A 25,396-nucleotide genomic window follows, 5' to 3' on the forward strand; every position below is an offset into this window, starting at 1 on the left:
AAGGCCCGTAATAACGGGCCTTTTTCTTAGCTGCGAGTTGGAACAAGGCGGTATATATTGCCCTGATCAGTACTAAAGATGAGTTCATCCTTAGGGCTGACGATGACATGGCGAATACGTTCGTTAAGCTCTGACAATATTCGAATTTCATCTACTGCTTGATTGTTTTTGTCTAGCGTGACGACATTGATATGGGTTAGTTTCAAAGCGGGTGCGAGAAGCTTCCCGTTCAGTTCAGGGTAGTTTTTTCCTCGATACAAAAGCAAACTTGAGGGAGCGATGGAGGGAACATAAACCTTTACTGGTGACTCGATCCCCTCTTTTTCTTTAGATTCCCCGACATTAATCGGCCCCCAGTATTCTTTACCGTGAGAAGTGATTGGCCAGCCATAGTTTGAGCCCGGTTGAATAAGGTTTATTTCATCGCCGCCTCTTGGGCCATGTTCTATCGACCACAAAGCGCCAGCTGCTGAATCGTAAAACAAGCCTTGTGGATTACGATGACCAAAGCTCCAGATTTCCTTTTGCGCGCCTTTTTGCTCGGCGAAAGGGTTGTCTTCGGCTGCTGAACCGTCAGGGTTCAACCTGAGAATCGAACCCGCATGGGTACTTAAGTCCTGTCCATTATCTCGTTCTCCGCGATCGCCGACACTCATGTAGAGGTACTGATCGTCGAAGGTCACCCGACTACCATAGTGGCGATTGGTCGAGGAATTGGATGTTGTCGTAAGGATATTTCTCCAGTTTGTGAGCTTACCGTCTGAAAATGTGAAGGTAGCAAGAGTGGTATCTGAACCACTAGTGGTGCGTTTACTGTAGGTCACATACGCTTTGTTCGGTTCGAAAGGAGACATCGCGATATCGAGCAACCCTCCCTGACCGTTGGCATAAAGGCCAGCAGGATCTTCCATAAGCTGAGTACTTTTCCCTGTAGCGATATCGACCGAGAGAATATGGCCGTTGCGTTCGGTGACCAGCAACGTGTTGTCGTCAGCAAACGTCATTCCCCAAGGAACCAGTAAACCTGAAGCAATTTTTTCTGTTGAGTAGTCCGCTGACAATGCCGGACTGGTCCAGCATGTAAAAGTAGCAAGCGGTAAAGCTAAGTATTTGAACACGTGGGATTGTCTCTCCAGTTCAGATAAGTGCATAAAGTGTAGCACGATAATAATTCATAGTTTTTATGTATGTATCTACGAATAAATCTTTTATTTGAATAATATATGATCTATTATGACGAAGTGTCAAAAATGACGAGTCGTCATAATTGTGGTTTATCGCAATATTATGATTCGTGGTACAATTAGAAAGTTAAGGAGCAACATACGGGTACGGATCGAAATAATCATGTTTGGCTTTAGCTGTAAAAAGAGTGATAAAAAAGACGGCGTCCGTTGTGGTTTTGGGTTAACCAAGAAACAACAGGCCATTGCCGATAGAGAAATAGAGCTGATTTTACTGGCGAAAGCGCTGGTTCAAAAGGAAGGGTGGAGTAACCTGACCATGGACAAGCTAACGGCAGCAAGCCCTTACTCGAAAGGTACGATTTATAATCACTTTAGTAGTAAAGAAGACGCGATTGTTGCGCTTTGTATTCATTCTCTGAAAAGCGAAGCTGTGTTATTCGCCCGCGCTGCAGATTTTGAAGGCTGTACACGGGAAAAAATCATAGCGATGCATGTAGGCTATCGTATCTACACGCGCATGGAGCCGATTTTGTCCATGTGTGCACTAATGGCGAAAAATCCTTTTGTACTTGAGAAGGCGTCGCCAGAACGTGTTAAAGAGCTAAATGAGCTGGAAGAGCAAGTGATAGAAGGCGCCGATCAACTGGTTAACTACGCGGTTGAAAGTGGTGACCTCAAGTTCTCACCAGGTATCAGCTCAGATGCGATAGTGTTTGCCAATTGGTCGATTGCTTTTGGGTCTAACGCCCTTACGCAAAACGCGTCCAATAGCCATTGTATCAATCGCCTACAGGACCCGTTCTCTGTGCTCCATAATGCGAATATGCTGTTAGATGGGTTGAACTGGAAACCTCTCTCTAGTGAGTGGGATTACAAGAAAACCTGGCGCCGAGTAGAGCAGGAGCTATTTAGTCAAGAGGTTGAATATCTCAACTCCGTCGGACGCTAATCTACTTCAGCCTAAAATAAAGCCCGTTATGGGTTTTATTTGACTCTCTAAATGACGAATCGTCAAAAAAAGACACTCGATAAGGTTTGAATCATTCAAACACGAGCTTTGTTACTTAAGTGCCAGCGTTAGCTGGTTTTTAAATAACAACTTTTGACGAAACGTCACAAACGGAGAGTGTGATGAAATCAGCCAACTCTAATCCAAATCAACCACACCCGTGGTTAACCTTACCCACCCGATTTAGCGGTTGGGTACTCCTACTGTCAATAGCACTGGTCACCGCTGCCACTTTTGGAGGAAAGAATCTCTATTTCCGTGGTGACTACAACATCTTTTTTGACGGAAAAAACCAACAACTGCTCGCTTATGAGGAAATACAAACCACTTTCGCCAAATCCGATAACATCGCAATCATCATTTCCCCCCAAAGCGGCAACGTTTTTGAGCCAAAAACTCTAGAGCTGATTCAACAGCTTACCCAAGAAGCCTGGCTAGTACCTTATTCAAGCCGAGTCGACTCCATTGCCAATTATCAGCATACCGAAGCCATTGAAGATGACCTGATTGTCGAGGATCTTCTGTTGGAAGATTATCCTCTTACGCCAGAACGCATCGAAAAGGTTAAGGCGATTGCTTTGTCTGAACCTGTGGTCAAGCACGCCCTGATCTCTGAAAAAGGCGATGTGACAGTGGTGAATGTCACCGTTCAGTTACCTGAAATCGATGAGACGGCGGAAGCACTCGAGGTGGTTGCTGGAGTCGATGAACTGTTAAGCAAATACAGTGAGTTGTATCCTCATGTCGAGTTCCATAAAGCAGGGATCATTGCAATGAACCATGCTTTCATGGTCGCCGCTCAGGATGACAGCTCAACATTAGTGCCAGCCATGTTGCTGGTAATACTGGTGTTTTTGACCATTATGCTGCGTTCCTTCCTGAGTGTGATAGCCACGCTTGTGGTGATCATCGGCTCAGTCGCTGCAACCATGGGGTTATCGGGTTGGGCTGGTATGTTCCTCAGTACAGCTACGGTCAATATTCCCACCTTAGTGATGACGTTGGCTGTCGCAGACTGCGTTCATGTTATCGCAACGATGCGTCAGAGCATGCAGAAAGGCCATTCTAAGCAGTACGCGATCGACCACAGTGTTTCGATTAACTTCATGCCGATCGTCATTACCTCAGTGACTACAGCGATTGGTTTCCTGATGATGAATATGTCGGATTCACCGGTATTGAGAGATTTCGGTAACTTGGCAGCGCTCGGTGTTATGTTGGCGTGTTTTCTGTCAGTCAGCTTGTTGCCAGCGCTACTCAAATTGCTGCCAATTAAAGTGAAGCGAAAAGAGACCGATAATGGGAAAACCAGCGACTCGATGGATAAGCTTGGCGATTGGGTAGTGAATAATCGCAAAGCCTTGCTGCCTATTTCTGTCGTTGTCATTGCGGTATCAGCAGCACTGATTCCACTGAATAAGGTGAATGATGAATCGGTGAAGTATTTTGATTCGCGCAATGAGTTTCGCCGCGCCGCAGATTTCATGGAAGAGCGCATCAGTGGCATGACAACCATCAGTATTGCGGTGAAAACCCATGAGTCCCAAGGGATTGCGGATCCTATTTTTCTCCAGACGATTAGCAATTTTACTGACTGGCTTCGTATGCAGCCAGAAACGGATCATGTCGCCACGCTTTCCGATGTCTATAAACGCCTGAACAAGAACATGCATGGCGATGATGACAGTTACTACAAGCTGCCTCTGCAAAGAGAACTCGCTGCACAATATTTGCTGTTGTATGAAATGTCACTGCCATATGGCCTTGATCTTAATAACCAGATTAATGTCGATAAATCGTCGATCAAACTGGTGGTGACCATCGACAACTTGGGCAGTGTTGAACTGGTCGATTTAGAGAATCGAATTTACGACTGGTTTAAGGCAAACGGCTCGCAGTACGACGTGTTGGCTTCAAGCCCATCGCTGATGTTTGCACACATTGGTGAGACCAACATGGCCAGCATGCTGTCGACACTGCCTATCACTTTGATCTTGATTTCTGCTTTGATGATTTTTGCATTGAGGTCAATGCGACTTGGTGTGATCAGTATTGTACCTAATATGGCTCCGGCAATTATTGGCTTTGGTTTATGGGCCTTGATCTCTGGTGAGATAAACCTAGGTCTGTCTGTGGTTGTCACTCTGACATTGGGTATTGTTGTTGATGATGCCGTCCACTTTCTCTCGAAATATCAACGTGCACGTAAACAAGGGCAAAACGCCGAACAAGCCGTTCGCTACGCCTTTCACACTGTAGGCCGAGCTCTATGGATCACCACCATAGTTCTGGTTGCAGGGTTCACTGTGCTGGCCATGTCCACGTTCAGACTTAATGCAGATATGGGCCAGTTAAGCGCCATGGTGATCTTTATTGCTCTTGTCGTTGATTTTGTTTTCCTACCAGCGTTGTTGATGCGCTTTGATACCGCGAGCTACGCGCAGGAAAACGAATCACTGACATCAGCCGCCACTTCAACTCAGCCAACAACGGCTCCTCAGACACAAAGTTAAGGGAATACACTATGAAACGTTCAAATTATTCATTGATCACATCGGTCGCGCTGTCTGCGTTGTTGACAATCGGCGGTCAGTCTATGGCGTTTGCTAACGCAGAAAAAGGACTGGAAATTGCGACCGAACGCAAAGCGCGAGATGAAGGGTGGGGTGACTCAATCGCAACCATGCAAATGGTACTGAAAAATGCTCAAGGTGAGAGTAGCACTCGCGAAATGCGTATGAAATCATTTGAAGTGGCTGATGACGGCGATAAAGGTTTGACGATTTTCGATCAGCCAAGAGACGTCAAAGGAACGGCATTTCTCAACCACTCGCATACTATCGATGCTGATGACCAATGGCTATATCTACCAGCGCTTAAACGAGTTAAACGGATTTCCTCACGCAATAAATCCGGCCCGTTTATGGGCAGTGAATTTGCTTACGAAGACTTGAGCTCGTTTGAGCTGGAGAAATACACCTTCACTTACCTCCGTGATGAAGAGTTCGGAGGAAGCAGCACTTTCGTTGTCGAGCAGATACCAACAGACAAAAACTCGGGTTACACCAAACAGCAAGTTTGGCTGGATAAAGAGCATTACCGACCAATGCAGGTTGAATTCTATGACCGAAAAGGGTCACTGCTGAAAACGCTTAAATTCGATGATTACCAGCTTTATCTAGATAAATATTGGCGTGCCCACACCATGGCGATGACGAACCATCAAACAGGCAAGAGTACGCTGCTTACTACTAGTGATCTCCAGTTTCAGACTGGTTTGAGAGCAAGAGATTTTGAGAAGAATATCCTCAAACGGGTGAAATAAGGATCGCTATGAGCAAAATATGGAATAAGACAGGTCGCCTCGCGGCCTGTGTATCACTGACGCTAGCTGCCTTACATTGCCATGGTTTCGAGCTCTCAGGCCAGGTCAATCTTGAGCATCGACAGTTCTTTTCCGACGGACTTCAGGGGCAAGGTAAAGGTCAAAGTTCAATCGTCTTACAGCCTGAATTTTATTGGGAGATTGATGACAATTCAGATTTTACCTTCACACCTTTTTATCGTTTGGACAGCGAAGATCATGAGCGAAGTCACGGCGACATTCGAGAAGCGCTTTATTTAACCTACTGGGATGACTACGAGCTGCGTGCCGGGATCGGAAAGGTTTTCTGGGGTGTCACTGAGTCTGCACATCTGGTCGATGTGGTGAATCAAACCGATTCGATTGAAGCGGTGGACGGCGAAGACAAGCTAGGGCAATCCATGTTGCACCTGACTTCAGTCAAAGATTGGGGAATTCTTGACGCTATGCTTCTTCCTTACTTCCGTGAACGTACCTTTGCAGGCCAAGACGGGCGTTTGAGGACGACATTGCCAGTCTCAGAGGGTGCGATTTATGAATCTTCGCGTGAGGAGCAGCACGTTGATTATGCGCTGAGATACACCCAGATGTTTGGAGATTGGGATCTAGGGTTGAGCTACTTTCAAGGGACCAATCGCGACCCGTATTTCCGTCTTCAAGGGGCAGACTTGAAGCCTTACTACGCTCAGGCGAAGCAAGTCGGCGTGGATGTTCAAGGCATTGTCGGCGACTGGCTATGGAAACTCGAGAGCATCTATCGTGACAGTTTTGATCACCACATTGGGTTGGTTTCAGGGTTTGAATACACCATTGTTGGTGCATTGGAAAGTGTCTGGGATGTCGGGCTTATCGCAGAGTATCTCTATGACAGTCGAGGCAACAATGCTCAAAGTACCGGTCAAAACGATGTGTTCTTCGGTTCACGTTTCGAGCTGAACGATGAGGATGGTACCGAAATATTACTCGGATTCACTCAGGATCTGGACAACAGTGATGTGTTCAGTGCTAAGTTGGAAGCGTCAAGTCGATTGACCAATCACCTTAAATGGCGAGTTGATGGATGGTGGTTTGAGAATGACACACCTGACGACTTATTGTACTTCGCGCGCAAGGATGACTTCATTGAAGTGTCGTTAGAGTATTACTTCTAAGTGAGAGCTCAATAACACTTTTTAAACGTGATCTTTATTCCAAACTCTAGGGGGCTGATCCAGCTCCCTTTTTTGTATTTAAGTCCTTAGCATCGCTACATTCCTATGTAAAATCCATAAATCATTTATGGTTTTTATGCATCGTGCTGACAGTGCAATGTGATAAATATAATTCTGAAGGCTATTAGCGAATGAAGTCATTTCAATGGGATAACTGCTACGAAACCGGCTTAGACGATGTTGATGAACAACACCAATACCTAGTCGAGATCATCAATCGATATGGAGAGTTGCTCACCAAGAATAATATGTCATTACAAGATATTCGCATGGCGTTGTTTGAATTATCTCGATACGCAGAATTTCATTTCAAAGAAGAAGAAGCGCTCATGCATTCGGTAGGGCTTCACCCCGCTCATATTGAAGGCCATGTCAAAATACACCGCGCTTTTATGACGGATATTATCAGCATGCAGGCGTTCATCAGTGATGAAAACAAGAAAGCTTCTGAGCAGTTGTTTAACTTTCTGATTCATTGGTTGGCTTACCATATCCTTGGCATCGACCAGAATATGTCTCGTCAGGTTAAGCAGGTTCAGGCGGGTGTGGATCCAAAGACCGCTTATGAGCGTGAAGAGAAGAAACAAGACAGTTCGACGGAACCGCTTCTTAAGGCGCTCAATGGTTTGTTCGAACAGGTTTCTGACCGAAACAAAGAGCTGCTGGAACTGAATCAGTGCTTAGAAGATAAAGTGAAAGAGCGGACTAAACAGTTATCCAAAGCGAATAAGCAGCTTGAAGAGCTATCTTTAACTGACCCACTCACTCAGCTTCCCAATCGACGCTGTGCGATTCGCAAACTGAAAGCATACTGGCATGAGTCAACCCTCAATCAAGAGCCTTTGGTGTGCATCATGATTGATGCTGACAATTTCAAACAGGTGAATGATAGCGCGGGGCACGACGCTGGCGACCGCTTGCTGGTGGAGTTAGCTCAGACGCTAAATGACTCATTTCGCAGTGATGATCTGGTGTGTCGTTTGGGCGGGGACGAGTTCTTCGTCATCTGCCCTAATACTGACGTCGAAGGAGGCGCGCATGTGGCGGAACAAACGAGACAAATTGTTGCTCAAATGCGTGTGCCCGCAGGTGATGACATCTGGTGTGGCAGCATTAGTGTTGGTGTAGCAGAACGTACCTATGAAATGAGAGATTTCAATGATCTCATTAAGGGGGCAGATAACGCGGTCTACAAAGCCAAATCGCAAGGACGCAACTGTGTTGCGACGTGTGAGCAACCGCTCCATTCCTCTGCCTATGACACTTCACGCTAGTGTCTAATCCAGCCAGTTTCCTCGTCGATACAGACCCAAATAGCTGGGCTTAATGAACTCGAACAATCATTAAGCTGATTTTTTACCCAAAGAGAGGTCGAATCCCGATTTCAGATTGGATTTAGACCTCGCTTTCGTTACTATGTACAGCTATTTGAAAATACCAAAAATCCCTCGCGGGAACCCTTATGGAAACTACCTAAAGGTAGATGAGGAAACGATGCAACATCTAGAAGAGATCATTGCTAATGCGGGCGCAGCAATTGAAGCTGCTGATTCGCTAGTCGCACTTGATGAAGTGCGTGTTCAGTATCTAGGTAAGAAAGGCGAGCTAACGGCTCAACTTCAAAGCCTAGGTAAACTACCACCAGAAGAGCGCCGTACTGCTGGTCAAGAGATCAACAAAGCGAAAGGTGCAGTTCAACAAGCGATTGCCGCACGCAAAGACGCACTGCAACGTGCAGAGCTAGAAGCGAAGCTGGCTGAAGAAACTATCGACGTGACTCTACCGGGTCGTCGTATCGAGAACGGTGGTCTTCACCCTGTGACTCGTACAGTTGAGCGTATTGAACAGTTCTTTGGTGAGCTAGGCTTTAACACTGAGTCTGGTCCTGAGATTGAAGATGCATTCCACAACTTTGATGCACTAAACATCGCAGAAGATCACCCAGCGCGTACTGACCACGACACGTTCTTCTTTAACCCAGATCTAATGCTACGTACGCACACGTCTGGCGTTCAGATCCGTACGATGGAAAATGGTAAACCACCATTCCGCTTCATCGCACCGGGCCGCGTTTACCGTAACGACTACGACCAAACGCACACGCCAATGTTCCACCAAGTGGAAGGCATGCTAGTAGACGAAAACGTAAACTTCGCACAGCTTAAAGGCATTCTGCACGACTTCCTATGTAACTTCTTTGAAGAAGAAGTGGAAGTTCGTTTCCGTCCTTCTTACTTCCCATTCACTGAGCCTTCAGCAGAAGTAGACGTGAAAGGTAAGAACGGCAAATGGCTTGAAGTTCTAGGCTGTGGCATGGTTCACCCGAACGTACTTCGCAGCGTAGGCATCGACCCTGAGAAATACTCTGGCTTTGCATTTGGTATGGGCGTTGAGCGTCTGACTATGCTTCGTTACGGCGTAAACGATCTTCGTGCGTTCTTCGAGAACGACCTTCGTTTCCTAAAACAGTTCAAGTAATCCAAGGGAACCATCACTATGAAATTTAGCGAATCATGGCTTCGTGAGTGGGTAAACCCTGCGGTATCGACTGACGAACTTACACACCAAATCACAATGGCGGGTCTAGAAGTAGACGACGTACTACCTGTAGCTGGTTCTTTCACTGGCGTTAAAGTAGGTAAAGTGGTTGAGTGTGCTCAACACCCAGACGCTGACAAACTACGCGTAACCAAAGTAGATGTTGGCGCTGAAGAACTTCTAGACATCGTTTGTGGCGCATCTAACTGTCGCCTAGGTATCAAAGTTGCGGTTGCGACTGTTGGTGCTGTACTACCAGGCGATTTCAAAATCAAAAAAGCAAAACTACGTGGTCAACCATCACATGGCATGCTGTGTTCATTCTCTGAGCTAGGAATCGACGTTGAATCAGATGGCATCATGGAACTAGCAGAAGACGCAGCAATCGGTACTGATTTCCGCGAATTCCTAGGCCTTGACGACGTAACAGTAGACGTAGACCTAACAGCTAACCGCGCTGACTGCTTCAGCATCCGTGGTATGGCGCGTGAAGTTGGCGTACTGAACCGTGCTGACGTAACTGAGCCTGCAGTTAACCCTGTTGCTCCAGCGATTGACGACACTGTTTCTATCGAAGTGAAAGCACCTGCTGCATGTCCACGTTACCTTGGCCGTGTGGTTAAGAACGTAAACGTTCAAGCTGAAACTCCGCTATGGATGCAAGAGAAACTGCGCCGTTGTGGTATCCGCTCTATCGACCCAGTGGTAGACATCACTAACTTTATTCTTCTAGAGCAAGGCCAGCCAATGCACGCATTTGATCTTGCTAAGATCGAAGGCGGTATCGTCGTTCGTATGGCAGAGCAGGGCGAGAAGCTAACTCTTCTAGATGGCAACGAAGCTGAGCTAAACGCAGATACTCTCGTTGTCGCAGACCACAACAAAGCACTTGCTATCGCAGGTATCTTCGGTGGTGAAGAGTCTGGTGTAACGACTGAGACTAAAGACGTGCTACTTGAGTGTGCATTCTTCGCACCAGACCACATCCGTGGCCGCGCTCGTAGCTACGGTCTACACACTGATTCTTCAATGCGTTTTGAGCGTGGTGTCGATTTCGCACTACAAACCAGCGCAATGGAGCGTGCAACAGAACTTCTCGTTGAGATCTGTGGCGGTGAAGTAGCCCCTGTTGTTGCTGAAGAGTCACAAGCTGACCTACCAAAAGCAAATACAGTGTCACTACGTCGCACTAAACTAGACAGCCTACTAGGCCACCACATTGCAGACAGCGATGTTGTTGAAATCCTAGAGCGTCTTGGCCTAACAGTATCAACAACTGACACTGGTTGGACAGCGACAGCACCGACATGGCGTTTTGATATCGCAATCGAGCAAGACCTAATTGAAGAAGTAGGTCGCATCTACGGTTACGATAATATCCCTAACCAAAACCCAGCGGCAGCACTTAAGATGCACGACCACGTTGAAGCGAACATTCCGCTAAAACGCGTTCGTAACCTACTTGTTGACCGTGGTTACCAAGAAGCAATCACTTACAGCTTCGTTGAGCCAGAGCAGCAGAAGCTTGTTGTTCCAGGTGTTGAGCCGCTAATCCTGCCATTCCCAATCTCTGCGGATATGTCAGCAATGCGTCTAGGCCTAATCCAAGGTCTACTAAACACTGTTGTTCACAACCAGAAACGTCAACAGCCACGTGTTCGTCTATTCGAATACGGCCTACGTTTCATCCCTTGTGAGTCTGCTGAAAACGGCATGCGCCAAGAGCCTATGCTTGCAGGTGTTATCGCGGGTACTCGCAGCGAAGAGCACTGGGACATCGAAACCAACACGGTTGATTTCTTTGATCTGAAAGGCGATCTAGAAGCCGTTCTTGAGCTTACTGCAAACGAAAACGCTTACTCTTTTGCTGCGCTTTCGGCTGAAGATAAAGCAGCGAACCCAGCACTTCACCCAGGTCAATCTGCTGCAATCATCGTTGATGGTAAGCAAGTAGGTGTAATCGGTACAGTTCACCCTGAGCTTGAGCGTAAGTTTGGTCTAAACGGCCGTACTATCGTATTCGAAGTGGAATGGTCTGCAATCAACACTAAAGTGATTCCAGAAGCTGTGCAGCTTTCTAAGTTCCCATCAAACCGTCGTGACATCGCGGTCGTTGTTGACGAAGCAGTCGCTTCTGGCGACATCGTTGCAGCATGTCTAGAACAAGGTGGCGAGTTCCTGAAAGACGCGAAACTATTCGACGTTTATGTTGGTAAGGGCGTTGAAGAAGGTAAGAAGAGTCTAGCAATCGCACTGACGCTACAATCTGTAGAGCGTACGCTAGAAGATGCCGACATTGCTGGCGCGGTTGACGCTATCGTTGCTCACGTATCTGAGAAGTTCGGCGCGTCACTACGTGACTAATCACTTCTGATTAGATAGAAAACCAAAGGCCTCGCAATCGCGAGGCCTTTTTGTTTTCTGGCCCTAAACCACCTTCTTTAGAAGGTGGTGATCGTTCTTTTGGGCTGTGCCCGAAGAACGCTCATGTTCAAGATGTCCTCGTTTGCAACCAACAAATGAAGGAAATAACGAACATGAGCAGATATGAATCCGCTTCACACGTTTATCATCGGTGCCAATATCATATTGTTTGGACACCTAAATATCGACTAAAGATTCTGAAAGGAAATTTAGGCAAAGAGCTCTATCGGAGTATCTACGTTTACAGCAATATGAAGAAATGCAAGGTTGTCGAGCTTAACGTCCAAATTGATCATGTCCATTTAGTCGTGAGGCTTCCGTCGAGCATGAGTATCTCAAATTACATGGGGTTTGTTAAAGGTCGTACAGCGATTAGGTTGTTTAACAAATTTCCGTATTTGAGAAAGAAAAAGCTCTGGGGTAATAAGTTCTGGCAACGAGGTTACTTTGTTGATTCGGTAGGGATGAACGAGGAAATTATACGTAGATATGTCAGGCATCAAGATCGTGTGGGAAAAGAAGAAGAGGAGCGACAAATGCTTCTAGGGTTAGATAAATAGCAGTGAGCCCCCTTATAGGGGGCCAACCAAAGCCACCTGCTATGCAGGTGGATTTTTACTTGGGGCAAAAGGAGTAGTGCGCTAACTCATTAGTGGACATTTTCGTGTTACAATTTCTGGTAAATGTCGGGCTTTCGGATAAAATTGACTAGGGCAAAATGAAAGACCTGACCCCGAGCACTTTTTACAAATGTGCCAGTGCTTCGCCCTAAACTTATAATTCATGGATAACTACAGGCATGGCAAATTCAGTTGTGAGAGCTAGTGCGATGTATGACATAACACTAGCGAAAGTGTGGTTTTAGGTGCGCACTAAGTGCCGATACGATAAATTGTTACATTCATGCAGTAACATCGAGTTAATAAAGATAAACCGCGCCAGACGTGGAAGTCCCATTGTTCTCTTCATTACCAGAGTTGACCCCTGTTCCATCTGAAGCCTCGTAGGGCGCCCCCACAGCCAGCATATTACCATCTGATGATAAGGCGATTGAAAAACCAAAGTAATCAAAATATTCGGAGTTAGAAGCCTTTATGTAGGCTTCTTGAACCCATGTCGAGGTAATGTAACGGAAGAGATAAACCGCGCCAGACTTGGCAGCATTATTGTTAGCTCCAGCATCAGAATTGACCCCTTTTCCATCTGAAGCCTCATAAATAGCCCCCACAGCCAGTGTATTACCATCTGACGATAAGGCTACTGAATAACCAAACCTATCACCCATTTCAGTATTAGAAGCCTTTATGTAGGCTTCTTGAGCCCATGTCGAAGCACTGTAACGGAAGAGATAAACCGCTCCAGACTTGGTTGCATTATTGTTAATTTCTGTACCAGAGTTGACTCCCGTTCCATCTGAACTCTCACCATACGCCCCCACTGCCAGAGTATTACCATCTGAAGATAAGGCGACGGATATACCAAAATTATCATAATGATCGGTATTAGAGGCCTTGACGTAGGCTTCCTGAGCCCATTTAGATGCACTATAGCGGAAGAGATAAACCGCGCCAGAATCGGATGCACTATAATTCGCTTCAGTATCTGAGTTGACTCCTGTTCCATTTGAACCCTCACCATGCGCCCCCACTGCCAGCGTATTACCATCTGATGATAAGGCGACTGAGTTACCAAATCTATCATTACCATCAGTGTTAGAAGCCTTGATGTAGGCTTCCTGAGCCCATTTAGATGCACTATAGCGGAAGAGATAAACCGCGCCAGAATTGTAATTATTATAGTCAACTTGAGTACCAGAGTTGACCCCCGTTCCAATTGAGTCCTCACCATAAGCACCCACAGCCAAAGTATTGCCATCAGATGATAAAGCGATTGAATGGCCAAACCTATCTTCATACTCAGCATTAGAGGCCTTGATGTAGGCTTCCTGAGCCCATTTAGATGCACTGTAGCGGAAGAGATAAACAGCGCCAGACTTGGTTGCATTATTGTTATCTCGGTGGCCAGATTTGACTCCTCTTACCTTTGCCGTACCTCCCAAAAACGCACCTACAGCCAGCGTATTGCCATCAGATGATAAGGCGACTGCACTACCAAAGTTATCACCAAGTTCAGGTTTTATGTAAGCTTCCTGAATCCATGTGGATGCACTATACCGAAAGAGGTAAACCGCGCCACCAATCTTAGCATTATTGTCATCTTGGTGACCTGAGTTGATCCCCGTTCCACCAGAAGCTTCATACGGCGCCGCCACAGCTAGCGTGTTGCCATCAGATGATAAGGCGATTGAACTACCAAATGCGTCACCAGAATCAGTGTTGGAGGCCTTTATGTACTGAATGAGGGGCGTTAATTCTTGAGGTGTCAAGGACCTTTTATTTGATACAATTTCACCAGAAGAATTCTTTGCAATAACAAAATATTCAGATGTTAAATTTTTGATGACACCAATATCATTTACGATGACGCTAGTAGTCGTAGATGTTGCGAGTACATCACAAGACTTTGGCATTGATACATCTTTTCTACACAGTAAGTACTCATTGGCATTGTCAGAAGCTACCCATGTAAAAGTTGTTGCCTTATCGTCCATTGATGGTGAGATTGTGATTAGGTCAAATTCTAATGATATTTTATTAGGCGTTGTACTACTAGATAAACAACCAGCCAACATCAACACAACTGACAACGCTATTGTAATTTTTTTATTTGATATGAACATAATACTATTTAGGAATTAATTAATGATTTTAACAAAAAAATCAGCATCAAAGATAACAAACCTGAATAAATATATATAGCGCGTTTGGGCGGTTTATTATTGCTTTTGCGTTAAAAGGAATAACGGGGTCGGGTCTTGCCTTTTGACAATCATTACTTTTTCGTATGTCAAAATTAACTGAAAATCTATGTTCGTACATTAGCTCATAACACGTTTCGGGGCAAAAATGAGCTAGCTGGTCATTACCTCAGAAACCAAAGGCCTCGCATTGCGAGGCCTTAGTGTTTTTACTGCTATAGCCTAAAGGTAAAATACCCAAAAGCTTCAATTCGTATCTAAAGGTTATCGAAAGCTTGGGATAATCGCAGGTATCCCTGGCAGAAGCCCAACTAACGCCATCACACTGGTTAGCACCACAAACATAATGCCCGGCAACACCCAGCGGCTCATTTTACTCAGTTCACCGCTACGTTCTTTACAACCGACTAAGCCTAAGTTGTCTAACAGCATAGTGAGCGACCAACCAAATGCAGGGTTTACTAGCGCTGATGAAAATACAACGATGGCGGCAGATTGAGTGGTTTTCCCTTCGCGCGTCATTTCCATTCCAGCTTCTAGCAATGGGACGAATACACCAACGATTAGCGCAACACAAAGTACAGGTTGCCAGATAGCTAAATCCATCGGGTAACCCCAAATTGCGGCGATGATACAAAACAGAGCCGTCAACAAAGCACCCGCAGGAATAGGGCGTTTAGCAATTGCTGCTGGCACGATGTAAGTCCCCCATGAAGAGGTGAAGTTAGTGCCACCGAGTAAAGAACCAAACGTCTGACGAATAGAAGCCGTGGTCATGGTGTCGTCAATGTTCATGTGTACTTTTTCGGTACGTTTTGGGTAGCTGATTTTTTGAAAGACCTGATGTCCTAAGAAGTCTGGTGACCACATAGCCACTGCTAAAATCGCAAAGGGTAACACCACCATGAAGTGTTCAATTGTCGGTAGGCCAAGCATCCAACCTGTATCTTCTCCCCACCAATACATAGGGTTCATGTTAGGTAAACCAGGCTCGGTTTGAAAAGTAAACGGTGCGCCCATCGCAAAAGCTAACGTGCCACCCAGCAAGCAACTAAGAGGTACGGCTAGCCAACGCTTACGGAAATGTTCCAATAACGCATACAAAATAATGGTGCAAAAGATCACGACGAAAGCAATGTGACTCATACCAATTCCTTCAGCCCAAGCGAATAGCTTTTTGACTTGAGAAACGGTCCCAACAAAGCCTAGGTAGAGCAATAAGCCGCCACACACGCCTTTACTGGTGAGATTAGCCAACATGCTGCCACCTTTACTGATGGCCAGCAATAAGCCAAACGCGCCAATCAGCAAGCCAAAGGCCATCGGGTGCCCGCCAGCGGCAACAACAATTGGAATCAAAGGGATGAGAGGGCCGTGTGTACCTGCGAGGTTAGCGGTTGGCAATAAAAAACCAGAGAAAAGAATAATGAAAACTGAAGCGATAAGTAATTCATAACGAACATTTTCTAGAATAAACCCTTCGTTTAGCCCCAGAGATCCGGCAAAGGTTGCTGCAATAGCACCCACCATTACCACTTTACCAATGGTCGCTGCCATTGCTGGGATGGTGTCTTCAATCTCAAATCGATAATCTTTAAACGGCAAGTTTGGGCGCCAGCGTTTAGGCGACATAATTTGCAATTCGTGCTCTAGGTACTGCTCTCGAGACTCAAATTCAGAGCTTGGTTTGTGTTGTTGTTCATAAGTTAGTTGATCCTCATTGGGTTGAGGCTTATCTGTTCTTATATGTGTGGACTCTAAAGTACTGCTCATTTTGATTCCTTTCGTTCACACTCTGAGGTGTGTTGTTCCAACAAACGTAACTTACTCCCGGCATTAAGAGGTAGCGGAGTAGTTAGTGTTTGCTACAAAGAATGCGACAAATCTCTATTAGGTGTAACTTGAGTTATTATCAAAAAGTGAAGATGACTGACTAAGAATAGGGTCGGAAACAAGCAAGAATATCGTTGGTATTGGTGTAAAAAGCTTGAGGTTCACTGTTAAAGATAAAGAACAAGTACCCTATAAATAAACGCAATTATCGAAGTTGTTAGTACCTTAAACCAAACTGAAAAAAACAAATAGTCTCAGTGAGTTAGACATTAGTCGTAGAGTTAGCCTAAAGTATGAAGAGGTTAGATAATAGGGTAAGAAGAGCCTAGCAATCGCACTGACGCTACAGTCAGTTGAGTGTACGCTTGAAGATGCTGATATTGCTGGTGTGGTTGACGCTATCGTAGCTCACGTCTCTGAGAAGTTTGGTGCGTCACTGCGTGACTAATCACTTCTGATTAGATAGAAGAAACCCTGCTCAATCAGCAGGGTTTTTAATTACTGTTAGTAATGAACTAGTCGTTGTTTGGTCTTGGCATCAGGACATAAATCAACGTCAAAATGATAAACATAGCGAAGGTGTATGCCTTCATCTGGCCATTCCATGAGTTTGCCCACATCGAGAACCACTCAGCGCCAACCACGCCAAAACCGAAATACCACACACCTAAAGCAACGGTAACACCAGCTACATAGAAAGCTTGACCTTTGGAGAATCCAGCTGCTTCACGTTTGAAGAACATAATTACCGCGCCGATAACGCACAAAGCGCCCGCAAGGAACTCAAGTGCGATGATCAGATTGTAAAACACAGTGTGAAGTGTCGGAGAAGTGATCGCACGTCCATACAGGTTATCGCCTGTAAAAAATGCCTTCATTTGGTCCATAGCCAATACGTGTTGCACAAATTGGAAGTTTGTATTGTAGTCAATCACATTGTTATAGCTGACCAGTACGCAGAATACGCCCACATACATCGCGACAACGGCTTTCGAAATATCGAGAACCAAGCTTAATCTCATAGCACAACCTCATTTACAGTTATTGTTTGTTTTGAAATAGTAAATTTGTTCATTCCGATACGTTCACTTCGATTGTATTCAGGAATGGAGTGATCAAATCCATAAGCGGTTGCTGGCGCCATGTACTGCGTAACACCTTCTTTGGTGCAGGTGATATGATCATGACCATGACCACAAATAACTTCTCTGACGCCAGATTGCTTAAGGATGTTGAATATCTGTTGGTCGTTCTCAAGGCAGATGGCTTTCATCCACTCTGAGCCAACACGAATGACAGGGTGATGTACGACCACAATAGGATCTTTCTTCTTACGGATTTGCTTTCTCAGGTGAGCGATACCGCGATTGTCTATTCTGCCTGAGCCGAGAGGGTGTCGAGCATCAATAGGCTTCTGACTTGAGTCGAGGAAAATGAAATCACGCCCTGCAATCTCACATTGATCCACCACCTGAATCAAAGAACCCTTCAGCTCATCTTTCATCAAGACGATATCGTCATGGTTACCTGCAATGGCATAAACCTGTTTTTTGCTATCAACGTGCTGGGAAACAAAACTCAGCAGCTTTGCATAGTCGCCTGTTTTAGGACCACAGCAGATATCACCGGTCAGCAGAATTGTGTCGCAATCACCATCAGCATTTGCAACATTCAGCGCCTTCTCTAGGTTTTGAAAGCTCGACTCATCGCTCAAATGGCAATCGCTAATTTGAAACACAGTACTCATGTTTATTCCTGATCAGGTTAATTATTAAGAGGGTTGGCCCCAGCAGAACCAGCTGTGCAACCAGCTTTTTAATGCTCGCCCAGAACATAATGTCCATCAGTAGGCTGCTTGCTTTAACACCCCAGAAAGCCAGGATGAGGAACAGGTTTACATCAGCGAGTGCCACGATCAGCGTTGCCAACGCAATTCTGATTGCGATGCTTTCAATCTTCAATGAGTTAAATAGCACGCCAAACAGGAACATTGAGACGAAGTAGGCACACAATGAGGATAAGTAAATTCGGTAATTACTGAGATTGTAGATTAGGTCAAAACTCTTGTTGTAAGTCGACTCGGCGTTGACGCCGGGCAGAATCGCAGCGATGTACATCAGGCTGATAAACGACAGGTAACCGAAATAGGCAAAGGTAATACATTTGAAGTACACGTCTGGAGAACGCGTCGCCATGATGATGGAAGAGAAGAGGTAAACAAACGGGTAGGTGAAGAACCCCGCCGTAAGATGGATACCGAAGAATTCAACAGCTTTTGCTGCGGCCATGTTTGAAGCAGTTAGGAAACAGAACAGCCCTAGAGTCGCGAGCATGGTCGACTTTTCTAGTACGTTCATTGGTTATTGCTCCATCTGGCGATAGATAGCGACAAAATTTTCATTACTAATATTGAGTTCTTGTCTGATTGAAGGTGTAAGCAGGCTTTTCATCGTCACGGTCACCGGAATATCGGATATTTCCATTTCGATGGTTTTTTCTTTTACATTGATCGCACGGATCCGCTTGTCGGAAATAGAGTATTTTCCGTTGTGAAGATCGACGTCGTGTTTATCAATATAAGCGTGTCGAAACATCTCCTTGTCTATAAATCCCACCAGTCCATCGATGGAATAGAGTCGAGAGCATTTTTTCCTTATTTTGAAGAAATTATATTTTGACATTCTTAAGTTGCATTATTGGATTATCATTCTTGTGAATTATTCTATTGGATGAGATAAATACAAACTTATTATCTTCTTCAATGGCTTTTCTCAAGACAATTTCACCAGTTTCTGTGAGGCAAATATAATGATTTTTGTTTTTCAAAGGAGGAATGAATGGTTCAAAAATCAACTGGCTACTTTTGGGTAAACTATCAATAAGGTGATTATTCTTAATGAATACATCAATACCTTCTTGCTGAGATAGTTCAATAATCTCGGGGTGCAACGAGTCAAAATGATGAGGCGGCGCCGCTTCATCGGAGAGATCAGAGAAAGTGATGTTGTAGTAATCACAGATCTTTCCGACCGTGTCAATTGTAGGGTTATTATTCTTGCCTGAATATAGGCTGTACAGCGTACTATACTTTATGCCCATTTCCTGAGCGAGAAACTTAACACCACCTGTATCGTGCTTACTTTCAGTTATAAGCCTTATTATCTTATCTATCATCTACTAGCCAACCAAACGTGATTTAATTCATGCTTGTGTTTCATTAAAATAAATTTCTTTGATTTATTTTTATGTAATGTGTAATTTTTAATTGTTTCCCGAGAATCTAAATGTTTTTAGACTATTAATCCAGAGTTAATTATCAGTTAATTGACCTGTTTAGAGTCGCCACCTTTTTAATCGGGGAATATTTATATTCTTGCCAATTATATTTTTCTTATTTGGAATCATAGCCCGCCTTAGGCGGGCTTTTTTCATTGCTTTGCGGCTGGAAAATTACAGAGCTTGCGAAAGATGAGTCAGTAATGCCCGAACTTTAGGCGTTGACCCTCGATGACTAGGGTAGAGCGCATACAAATCAACAGGTTCGAATTGCCAGTCGGGAAGAATATTAATGAGCGTACCCTCTGCAAGCTCACGCTTCGCCATGTACTCGGGCAGTTCGGTGATACCTAACCCCTTTATCGCCATTCTCATCAGCATAGAGAAGTCATCGCAACGTACATTTGGTTCAAATCTCAATGCAGTTTTTCCTACTCCGCAACGTAGATGCCAGTCGGGGCTGCGCTCTTTTGCGCTCATCAGCATTAGTGGATGTTTTAGCAGGTCACTGGGCGTGTTGATTCTATGTTTTGCAAAACTTGGCGCGGCATAAAGGCGAAGATTAATGGAACACAACTTCTTAGCGATCAGCCCCGAGTCTGGCAGATCTCCAACTCGGAATGCTAGGTCGTAGCCTTCCTCAATGAGATCAACACGTCGATTCGTTAGGCTTAGATCGAGTTCAACATCCGGATAATGTCGACAGTACTCGGCAAGGTGGTCCCCTAGTAATGACTGGCCAACACCAAGAGATGTACACACCCTAAGGCGGCCTTGAGGCTTCTCCAGCATAGATTCCACCGCACTGCCTGCGGCTTCATATTCTTCTTTGATTCGTTTGCAATATTGATAGTAGCGCTGACCGATTTCAGTCAGGTGCAGTGTTCTCGTCGAGCGTTCCAGTAGCCGCACACCTAATTGTGACTCCAACCGAGTAACTTTACGGCTGATGTTGGATTTCGGTGTATTCAGTGCTTCCGCTGCCTGAGTAAAGCTACCTCTCTCTACTACTGTCGCGAACACCATCAGATCATTAAGGTCAGTCATTTGTTATCAAATATTGAACAGTGTTGTATCTGAATGAATATATATCAATTTTAGGTAACAAACTAATCTAGCTTCATCACTTAACGAGATAACCAAGGATTGAGCGATGGAAATTTTGACATTAGACCAATTACCACAAGGCGGATTCGCTGGGCTTAAAGAGAAACAGGTAGTGACAGATTACCGTGTGTTTGGTGCGCGCAAACGTCCCGAAACAGCGAATGGGATTGGCAACTTCGTCTATCTTGCTGACGCTAACTTCTTGCCACATGGCGAGACCGGTATGCACCCTCATCACGAAATTGATGTCATCAGTGTGATGGCAAAAGGTCGAGTAAGCCATGGAGGCTCACTAGAACATGGCAAAGGTTTGGTCGCAGGTGAAGCACAAGTGCAGCGAGCTGGTGGCGAAGGGTTTGCGCATAACGAAGTCAACCCAGATGACGAACCAAACCAACTGATTCAACTCTGGGTTCTACCGGAAACTAAAGGCGAACCAGCAGGTTACAAAGCTTATACCCCAGAAATCAACGTTCGAACACGTATCTATGGTGGAAGTAAAAACCAGACGGAGACTTTTGATAGCCACACGGTGATCGAAATGGTTCAGGCGACAGAAGGTTACCAAACAACACATAACGGTGAGGTCTTGGCCTACCTAAGCAGCGGTGAAGCACGCATCAACGGTGAAACGATTCAGGCCGGAACTTTGGTTAGAACAACAGAGCTGGATTTCGTCGCTCATAAAGACAGTCAGCTTATCCTAATTTTTACCGAATCTTTTTAATTAGACACAATAGTGAGGAAGTGACCATGACAACAAAATACTCTGAATTCTTAACAGCAGACAACTCTGTATTAGCGATGATTGACCACCAGACTGGCTTAATGGTGGGGCTTGGTGATGAACACCCGACTGTGCTGAAAAACAACATTGTCGGCCTGACCAGAACAGCGAAAGCGATCGGACTGCCTTCAGTTGTAACGGCAAGCTTACCGGAAGGTCCAAATGGTCCAGTGATGCCGGAAATTACCCAAGTACTTGGTGAGGAAGTGATCGAGCGTGAAGGGCAAATCAACGCCTGGGATAGTTTAGCGTTCAAACAGGCGATTGAGAAAACAGGTCGCAAAAAGATCATCATGGCGGGTATCGTAACGGATGTATGCCTACTTTTCCCTGCACTGTCAGCAGTTGAAGAAGGTTACGATGTCTACGCAGTAATTGATGCATCTGGAACGTGGAACAAAACGGTTCAGGAAGTGACGATACAACGACTGACTCAGGCTGGCGTGAAAGTAACAACATGGGCTTCTGTTCTGGCTGAGCTGATGAACGACTGGCGCAGTAAGCACGGCGAAGCGTTAGGTCAGGTTCTGGCGGAGCATACCACCAAATACGGTTATGTGATGAACAGCTATTTCGCAAGGGGATAATCATGAGTGGCGAGCGTAATGGTTCGCCACCTAATCGTCATTGGGTGGCGCTATATACTTTTATTATTCTTTTACCATTGGTATTTTTTATTCCTGCCTGGGTACAAAACTATGTCACTGAGCATCCGTTTGTGATGACCTTTGTTTCAGTTGGAATCATTGTCCCTATAGTGTCCTATTTGGCGTTACCGATGTTGGTTAAGCTTCATATTCGAATGGGAGTTACTAAAAAGTAAAGCACTTCACGTATGTGGAGTCAGAAGCATGTTTTGGCGAGGAGAGATAAAAGTTTATAGATATAACTTCGCCAGATAACTCGTCTTTTCTTGTCCTTTATCGTCTTACCTTTCAAGTGATCCTAGAGGATCATGTTTCAAAGTACCGAATGACCAAAATAACAGGTAGACAATAAATGACTCAAACAATCAGCAAGGGAATCAGTCAACTTCGTCAAGAAGCAGACAACGTGATAGAAACCATTCAGGCGGAAGAAGCTGAGGAATTACTAAGGGCTCAAAAAGCCATTTTGATTGATGTTAGGGACCAAGACGAGCGTGAGCGAAATGGAGTGATACCTCATTCAGTTCACATCCCTCGGGGAATGTTAGAGTTTAAAATCGACCCCAGTACCCCTGTGTCTTCTAGAGTATTTTCTGAATACGAGCACTTTATCTTCTATTGCGCAACTGGATGGCGTTCTGCATTTGCCGCGAAAACAGCTCATGACATGGGTATATCTCATACCTATAACTTGAAAGGAGGGATTGCACGCTGGAAAGAAGAAGGTCATCAGATTGAGTCTCCGATCTAAAAAGTGGTTCTAGTACACTAATACGATGGTTAATTTATGATTGAGACAAGCTACAAACTAGGGAGTGATTTCATCTTTTACCCTAGAAAAAACCAACTAACCCATGTTAATGAAAATACAGAAGATATTGTTCTTGGTTCAAATGAGAGCAGGCTGCTTACGTATTTTTTGTCCAATAGTGACAGAACCATATCTAGGAATGAATTAGTTAAAGTACTGTGGGAAGAGCGGGAAATCTTCGTTGATGATAGCAGCTTAACTCAATCAGTCTCTACTCTTCGTAAAGCCTTGAGTGACTCTTCTAAACTGCCAATGTTCATCAAGACAGTCCCGAAAAAAGGTTATGAGTTCATTGCACTTGTCGAAAAAAATTCTAATGGTATGCCATGTAGCGATGATTTTATCAATGATGATAGGGAGTTAGGTAATGCAGAGGTACCAGCTCATATAGCGGAGGAGCCTACTGCCGGAAATATAGAGATAACAAGGTCCGGAAACCAAACGTCTTACATCGAACAATTGGATGATCTCGTAAAAAAGTTGATGCTTTTTACACTCTTCATATTGGCGTCTATTACGATTCTATACTTCGTTACTGGTGAGCAAGTACTATGAAGATTGACACGGAATACATTTGGTTAAAATACCAAGCAAAAATTCGTAGACGCTTATACCGATATGCGGGCTGCACCGATGACTTAGAGGATATTATTCAAGAAGTTATGCTCAAAATTCATATAGGGGTTAATGGGGTTAGAGATAAAAGAAAACTTGAATCATGGGTATTAAAAGTAACTAAAAATTGTGCGATAGATTTCTACAAAAAACGACAGTATCAATCGCTCGCTTCGGGTAATGAAATTGAGATGAACATTGATGACTATGATTTTTACAAAGAGATGTCGTCCTGTTTACCATTTCTTATTGGTCGACTTCCTTACGAGTTATCAGAGCTTATTTTGAATGTTGATATATTGTGTTATTCACAAAAAGAGCACTCTGACTTGTTAGGAGTAAACTACTCAACCTTAAAGTCTCAGGTTCGTAAGGGCAGAGAGATGCTATATAGAATGATATTGGAGTGTTGTTACTTATTAAGAAATGAAGATGGCTATATTATTGGGCATGAGCGAAAAGAAAAGCAGTGTTGCAATTTTGGTTGTTACTAATTATTGCTAAACTAATAACTGTTCTTGTTTTTTGACTTGTCTTCATACATTCGTTCATCTGCAGATTTTATTAATTTATCTAAAGATGAAAACTCTCCAGAACTGGCAAATCCGCAGCTTGCCCCTGCATCTTTAAATTCTAGTTCCCTAATAGAGTCAATAATATGTTTAATTCTTTTTCTAACAGAAACTTCTATAGATAAATCGGTATCTAGGAATAAACAAGCAAACTCATCCCCTCCGATCCGATAAAATCTATCTTTAGCTCTACCGACATGAACCAATTGAGATGAAAATTCTTGCAGAAATCGGTCGCCTTTATCGTGTCCCAGACTATCATTAATTGTCTTCATGCCATCAAGGTCGATGATGGCTAGTACAAATTCTTCTGCTACCAATGAGGCTTTCTTTATGTGGTAGGCAATATCGGTATCGAAAGCCATTCGGTTATTGAGAGACGTTAGACTGTCAGTTCGAGCTAGTTCTTTCTGTTTATCGGCTTCCATATCCGTTTCAATGAGCTGTATGTTCGCACTAAGGAAAGATGAAACGATGTGTAGTATGTCTTCTGTTAACTGCCAATCAACACATGGATTATCATTAACTAAAAATATATGACCTGTTATATTTCCAGCAGAATCATAATAAGGGTATCCAGCATAAACTAATTGTCCCTCCATGATTATAGAACTAGAGAAGTCTTGGTTATTTTTTCGATTTGCGCGAGTGAATTTTTTGCTACTAAACACTTTGTGGCAAGGTTCGTTTTTCAATGAGTAGCTTGAACTAGGTAATAGAACATTATTTTCCCACATGGAAATAACATTAACTTGATCATTGTTTTTAAGTTGAGTTACACCTACTCTTTTCCAATTTAATAACAACCCGATTTGTTCGACAATAGACTCGGAAATACTTTCTTTTTTTGATATTAAAGGAAGTAAAGCCATAAGTAGCTTATCTTTAATCGCTAGTCGTTGATCTTCATTATTAGTGATTGCTACAAAATAACTAAAAAACTGAATAATTGTTACTGAACAACATCGTACTACAAGATTGAAATCACCAACTTTCTGTTCTTTAATTTTTTTCTTAGTGAAATTCTGGAGACTTTCAGGTAGAGAAGCCCACTCTTCATTAAAATGAATGATATTCCCAGACTTATCTCCAACTGCACTTCCTGCAGGTAGCTCATTGACTAGTGCTATTAGCTTATCTTTGTCGGTGATAACCTGATTATTCTCATTCATAATAAAAAACCATCATAGAGTACTG

The 25,396-nt window shown here is 44.2% G+C and carries 24 protein-coding genes and 1 pseudogene; 15 read left to right on the forward strand and 10 right to left on the reverse strand.

Features of this window, described 5'->3' with window-relative positions; genetic code table 11:
- Positions 1 to 26: 26 nt before the first annotated feature.
- Positions 27 to 1,118 carry a PQQ-dependent sugar dehydrogenase gene (locus F0265_RS14265; RefSeq protein WP_171749375.1) on the reverse strand — a complete coding sequence of 364 codons (1,092 nt, stop codon included), beginning with the start codon at positions 1,116 to 1,118 and terminating at the stop codon, positions 27 to 29.
- Between the two features lie 229 nt (positions 1,119 to 1,347).
- On the opposite strand from F0265_RS14265, the gene F0265_RS14270 reads away from it, so the two are divergent.
- The 8 genes from F0265_RS14270 (at position 1,348) to tnpA (ending at position 12,293) form a co-directional block, all read left to right on the forward strand.
- Entirely contained in the window at positions 1,348 to 2,136 is a 789-nt protein-coding gene (locus tag F0265_RS14270; protein WP_045984871.1) for a TetR/AcrR family transcriptional regulator, read from the forward strand.
- A 182-nt stretch (positions 2,137 to 2,318) separates the two neighbouring features.
- Positions 2,319 to 4,709 (forward strand): MMPL family transporter, encoded by a 2,391-nt coding sequence (locus tag F0265_RS14275; protein ID WP_171749376.1) that lies wholly within the window; start codon positions 2,319 to 2,321, stop codon positions 4,707 to 4,709.
- 11 nt (positions 4,710 to 4,720) lie between these two features.
- A complete protein-coding gene (locus F0265_RS14280) occupies positions 4,721 to 5,521 on the forward strand; it encodes an outer membrane lipoprotein-sorting protein (RefSeq protein ID WP_171749377.1) in 801 nt (266 codons plus the stop codon).
- Positions 5,522 to 5,529: 8 nt separating this feature from the next.
- Positions 5,530 to 6,711 carry a hypothetical protein gene (locus F0265_RS14285; RefSeq protein ID WP_171749378.1) on the forward strand — a complete coding sequence of 394 codons (1,182 nt, stop codon included), beginning with the start codon at positions 5,530 to 5,532 and terminating at the stop codon, positions 6,709 to 6,711.
- A gap of 191 nt (positions 6,712 to 6,902) precedes the next feature.
- Entirely contained in the window at positions 6,903 to 8,045 is a 1,143-nt protein-coding gene (locus F0265_RS14290; protein WP_171340808.1) for a GGDEF domain-containing protein, read from the forward strand.
- 220 nt (positions 8,046 to 8,265) lie between these two features.
- Positions 8,266 to 9,249, forward strand: coding sequence for a phenylalanine--tRNA ligase subunit alpha (gene pheS, locus F0265_RS14295; protein WP_006962705.1), 984 nt, complete (start codon positions 8,266 to 8,268; stop codon positions 9,247 to 9,249).
- An 18-nt stretch (positions 9,250 to 9,267) separates the two neighbouring features.
- Positions 9,268 to 11,673 (forward strand): phenylalanine--tRNA ligase subunit beta, encoded by a 2,406-nt coding sequence (pheT, locus tag F0265_RS14300; RefSeq protein WP_171749379.1) that lies wholly within the window; start codon positions 9,268 to 9,270, stop codon positions 11,671 to 11,673.
- A 173-nt stretch (positions 11,674 to 11,846) separates the two neighbouring features.
- Positions 11,847 to 12,293 carry an IS200/IS605 family transposase gene (gene tnpA / locus F0265_RS14305; protein WP_171749380.1) on the forward strand — a complete coding sequence of 149 codons (447 nt, stop codon included), beginning with the start codon at positions 11,847 to 11,849 and terminating at the stop codon, positions 12,291 to 12,293.
- A gap of 359 nt (positions 12,294 to 12,652) precedes the next feature.
- Here the strand turns inward: tnpA and F0265_RS14310 are convergent, their stop codons facing one another.
- Both F0265_RS14310 and F0265_RS14315 read right to left on the reverse strand, forming a co-directional pair.
- Complete coding sequence (locus F0265_RS14310; RefSeq protein WP_171749381.1) at positions 12,653 to 14,473, reverse strand: FG-GAP repeat protein; 1,821 nt, start codon at positions 14,471 to 14,473, stop codon at positions 12,653 to 12,655.
- 342 nt (positions 14,474 to 14,815) lie between these two features.
- On the reverse strand, positions 14,816 to 16,324 hold the full coding sequence (locus tag F0265_RS14315) for a DUF3360 domain-containing protein (RefSeq protein ID WP_171749382.1): 1,509 nt from the start codon (positions 16,322 to 16,324) through the stop codon (positions 14,816 to 14,818).
- A 373-nt stretch (positions 16,325 to 16,697) separates the two neighbouring features.
- On the opposite strand from F0265_RS14315, the pseudogene F0265_RS14320 reads away from it, so the two are divergent.
- Positions 16,698 to 16,832 (forward strand): annotated as a pseudogene (locus F0265_RS14320) (hypothetical protein); the annotation flags it as partial.
- A 67-nt stretch (positions 16,833 to 16,899) separates the two neighbouring features.
- On the opposite strand, the gene F0265_RS14325 reads toward F0265_RS14320, so the two are convergent.
- The 6 genes from F0265_RS14325 to F0265_RS14350 all read right to left on the reverse strand — a co-directional run bounded on the left by F0265_RS14325 (position 16,900) and on the right by F0265_RS14350 (position 20,707).
- Positions 16,900 to 17,406, reverse strand: a complete 507-nt coding sequence (locus tag F0265_RS14325; RefSeq protein WP_019277034.1) for a DUF2165 domain-containing protein — start codon at positions 17,404 to 17,406, stop codon at positions 16,900 to 16,902.
- Positions 17,403 to 18,131, reverse strand: coding sequence for a metallophosphoesterase (locus tag F0265_RS14330; protein WP_171749383.1), 729 nt, complete (start codon positions 18,129 to 18,131; stop codon positions 17,403 to 17,405). The genes F0265_RS14325 and F0265_RS14330 overlap by 4 nt, the downstream gene beginning before the upstream one ends.
- Entirely contained in the window at positions 18,109 to 18,741 is a 633-nt protein-coding gene (locus F0265_RS14335; protein ID WP_006962692.1) for a queuosine precursor transporter, read from the reverse strand. Before F0265_RS14335 ends, F0265_RS14330 begins: the two co-directional genes overlap by 23 nt.
- Before the next feature lie 3 nt (positions 18,742 to 18,744).
- Positions 18,745 to 18,978, reverse strand: a complete 234-nt coding sequence (locus tag F0265_RS14340; protein WP_144397553.1) for a hypothetical protein — start codon at positions 18,976 to 18,978, stop codon at positions 18,745 to 18,747.
- 73 nt (positions 18,979 to 19,051) lie between these two features.
- Positions 19,052 to 19,558, reverse strand: coding sequence for an XRE family transcriptional regulator (locus F0265_RS14345; protein ID WP_171749384.1), 507 nt, complete (start codon positions 19,556 to 19,558; stop codon positions 19,052 to 19,054).
- A gap of 276 nt (positions 19,559 to 19,834) precedes the next feature.
- A complete protein-coding gene (locus F0265_RS14350; protein ID WP_171749385.1) occupies positions 19,835 to 20,707 on the reverse strand; it encodes a LysR family transcriptional regulator in 873 nt (290 codons plus the stop codon).
- Positions 20,708 to 20,813: 106 nt separating this feature from the next.
- Here F0265_RS14350 and F0265_RS14355 point away from each other — a divergent pair, with 106 nt between their 5' ends.
- The 6 genes from F0265_RS14355 to F0265_RS14380 all read left to right on the forward strand — a co-directional run bounded on the left by F0265_RS14355 (position 20,814) and on the right by F0265_RS14380 (position 24,121).
- Positions 20,814 to 21,494: a pirin family protein gene (locus tag F0265_RS14355; RefSeq protein ID WP_021456023.1), complete on the forward strand. Its 681-nt coding sequence runs from the start codon at positions 20,814 to 20,816 to the stop codon at positions 21,492 to 21,494.
- Between the two features lie 26 nt (positions 21,495 to 21,520).
- The gene (locus tag F0265_RS14360) at positions 21,521 to 22,141 is read left to right on the forward strand and encodes an isochorismatase family protein (protein ID WP_171749386.1); all 621 of its coding nucleotides are present in this window, start codon (positions 21,521 to 21,523) and stop codon (positions 22,139 to 22,141) included.
- Between the two features lie 2 nt (positions 22,142 to 22,143).
- Positions 22,144 to 22,377 (forward strand): hypothetical protein, encoded by a 234-nt coding sequence (locus tag F0265_RS14365; protein ID WP_171749387.1) that lies wholly within the window; start codon positions 22,144 to 22,146, stop codon positions 22,375 to 22,377.
- 176 nt (positions 22,378 to 22,553) lie between these two features.
- Positions 22,554 to 22,952, forward strand: a complete 399-nt coding sequence (locus tag F0265_RS14370; RefSeq protein ID WP_171749388.1) for a rhodanese-like domain-containing protein — start codon at positions 22,554 to 22,556, stop codon at positions 22,950 to 22,952.
- Between the two features lie 36 nt (positions 22,953 to 22,988).
- Positions 22,989 to 23,567, forward strand: coding sequence for a winged helix-turn-helix domain-containing protein (locus F0265_RS14375; protein ID WP_171749389.1), 579 nt, complete (start codon positions 22,989 to 22,991; stop codon positions 23,565 to 23,567).
- Positions 23,564 to 24,121, forward strand: coding sequence for a sigma-70 family RNA polymerase sigma factor (locus F0265_RS14380; RefSeq protein ID WP_171749390.1), 558 nt, complete (start codon positions 23,564 to 23,566; stop codon positions 24,119 to 24,121). Before F0265_RS14375 ends, F0265_RS14380 begins: the two co-directional genes overlap by 4 nt.
- An 11-nt stretch (positions 24,122 to 24,132) precedes the next feature.
- Here the strand turns inward: F0265_RS14380 and F0265_RS14385 are convergent, their stop codons facing one another.
- Positions 24,133 to 25,371, reverse strand: coding sequence for a GGDEF domain-containing protein (locus F0265_RS14385; RefSeq protein WP_171749391.1), 1,239 nt, complete (start codon positions 25,369 to 25,371; stop codon positions 24,133 to 24,135).
- Positions 25,372 to 25,396 lie beyond the last annotated feature (25 nt).

The sequence above is a fragment of the Vibrio sp. RE88 genome, from assembly GCF_013113835.1.
Classification (GTDB): Bacteria; Pseudomonadota; Gammaproteobacteria; order Enterobacterales; family Vibrionaceae; genus Vibrio.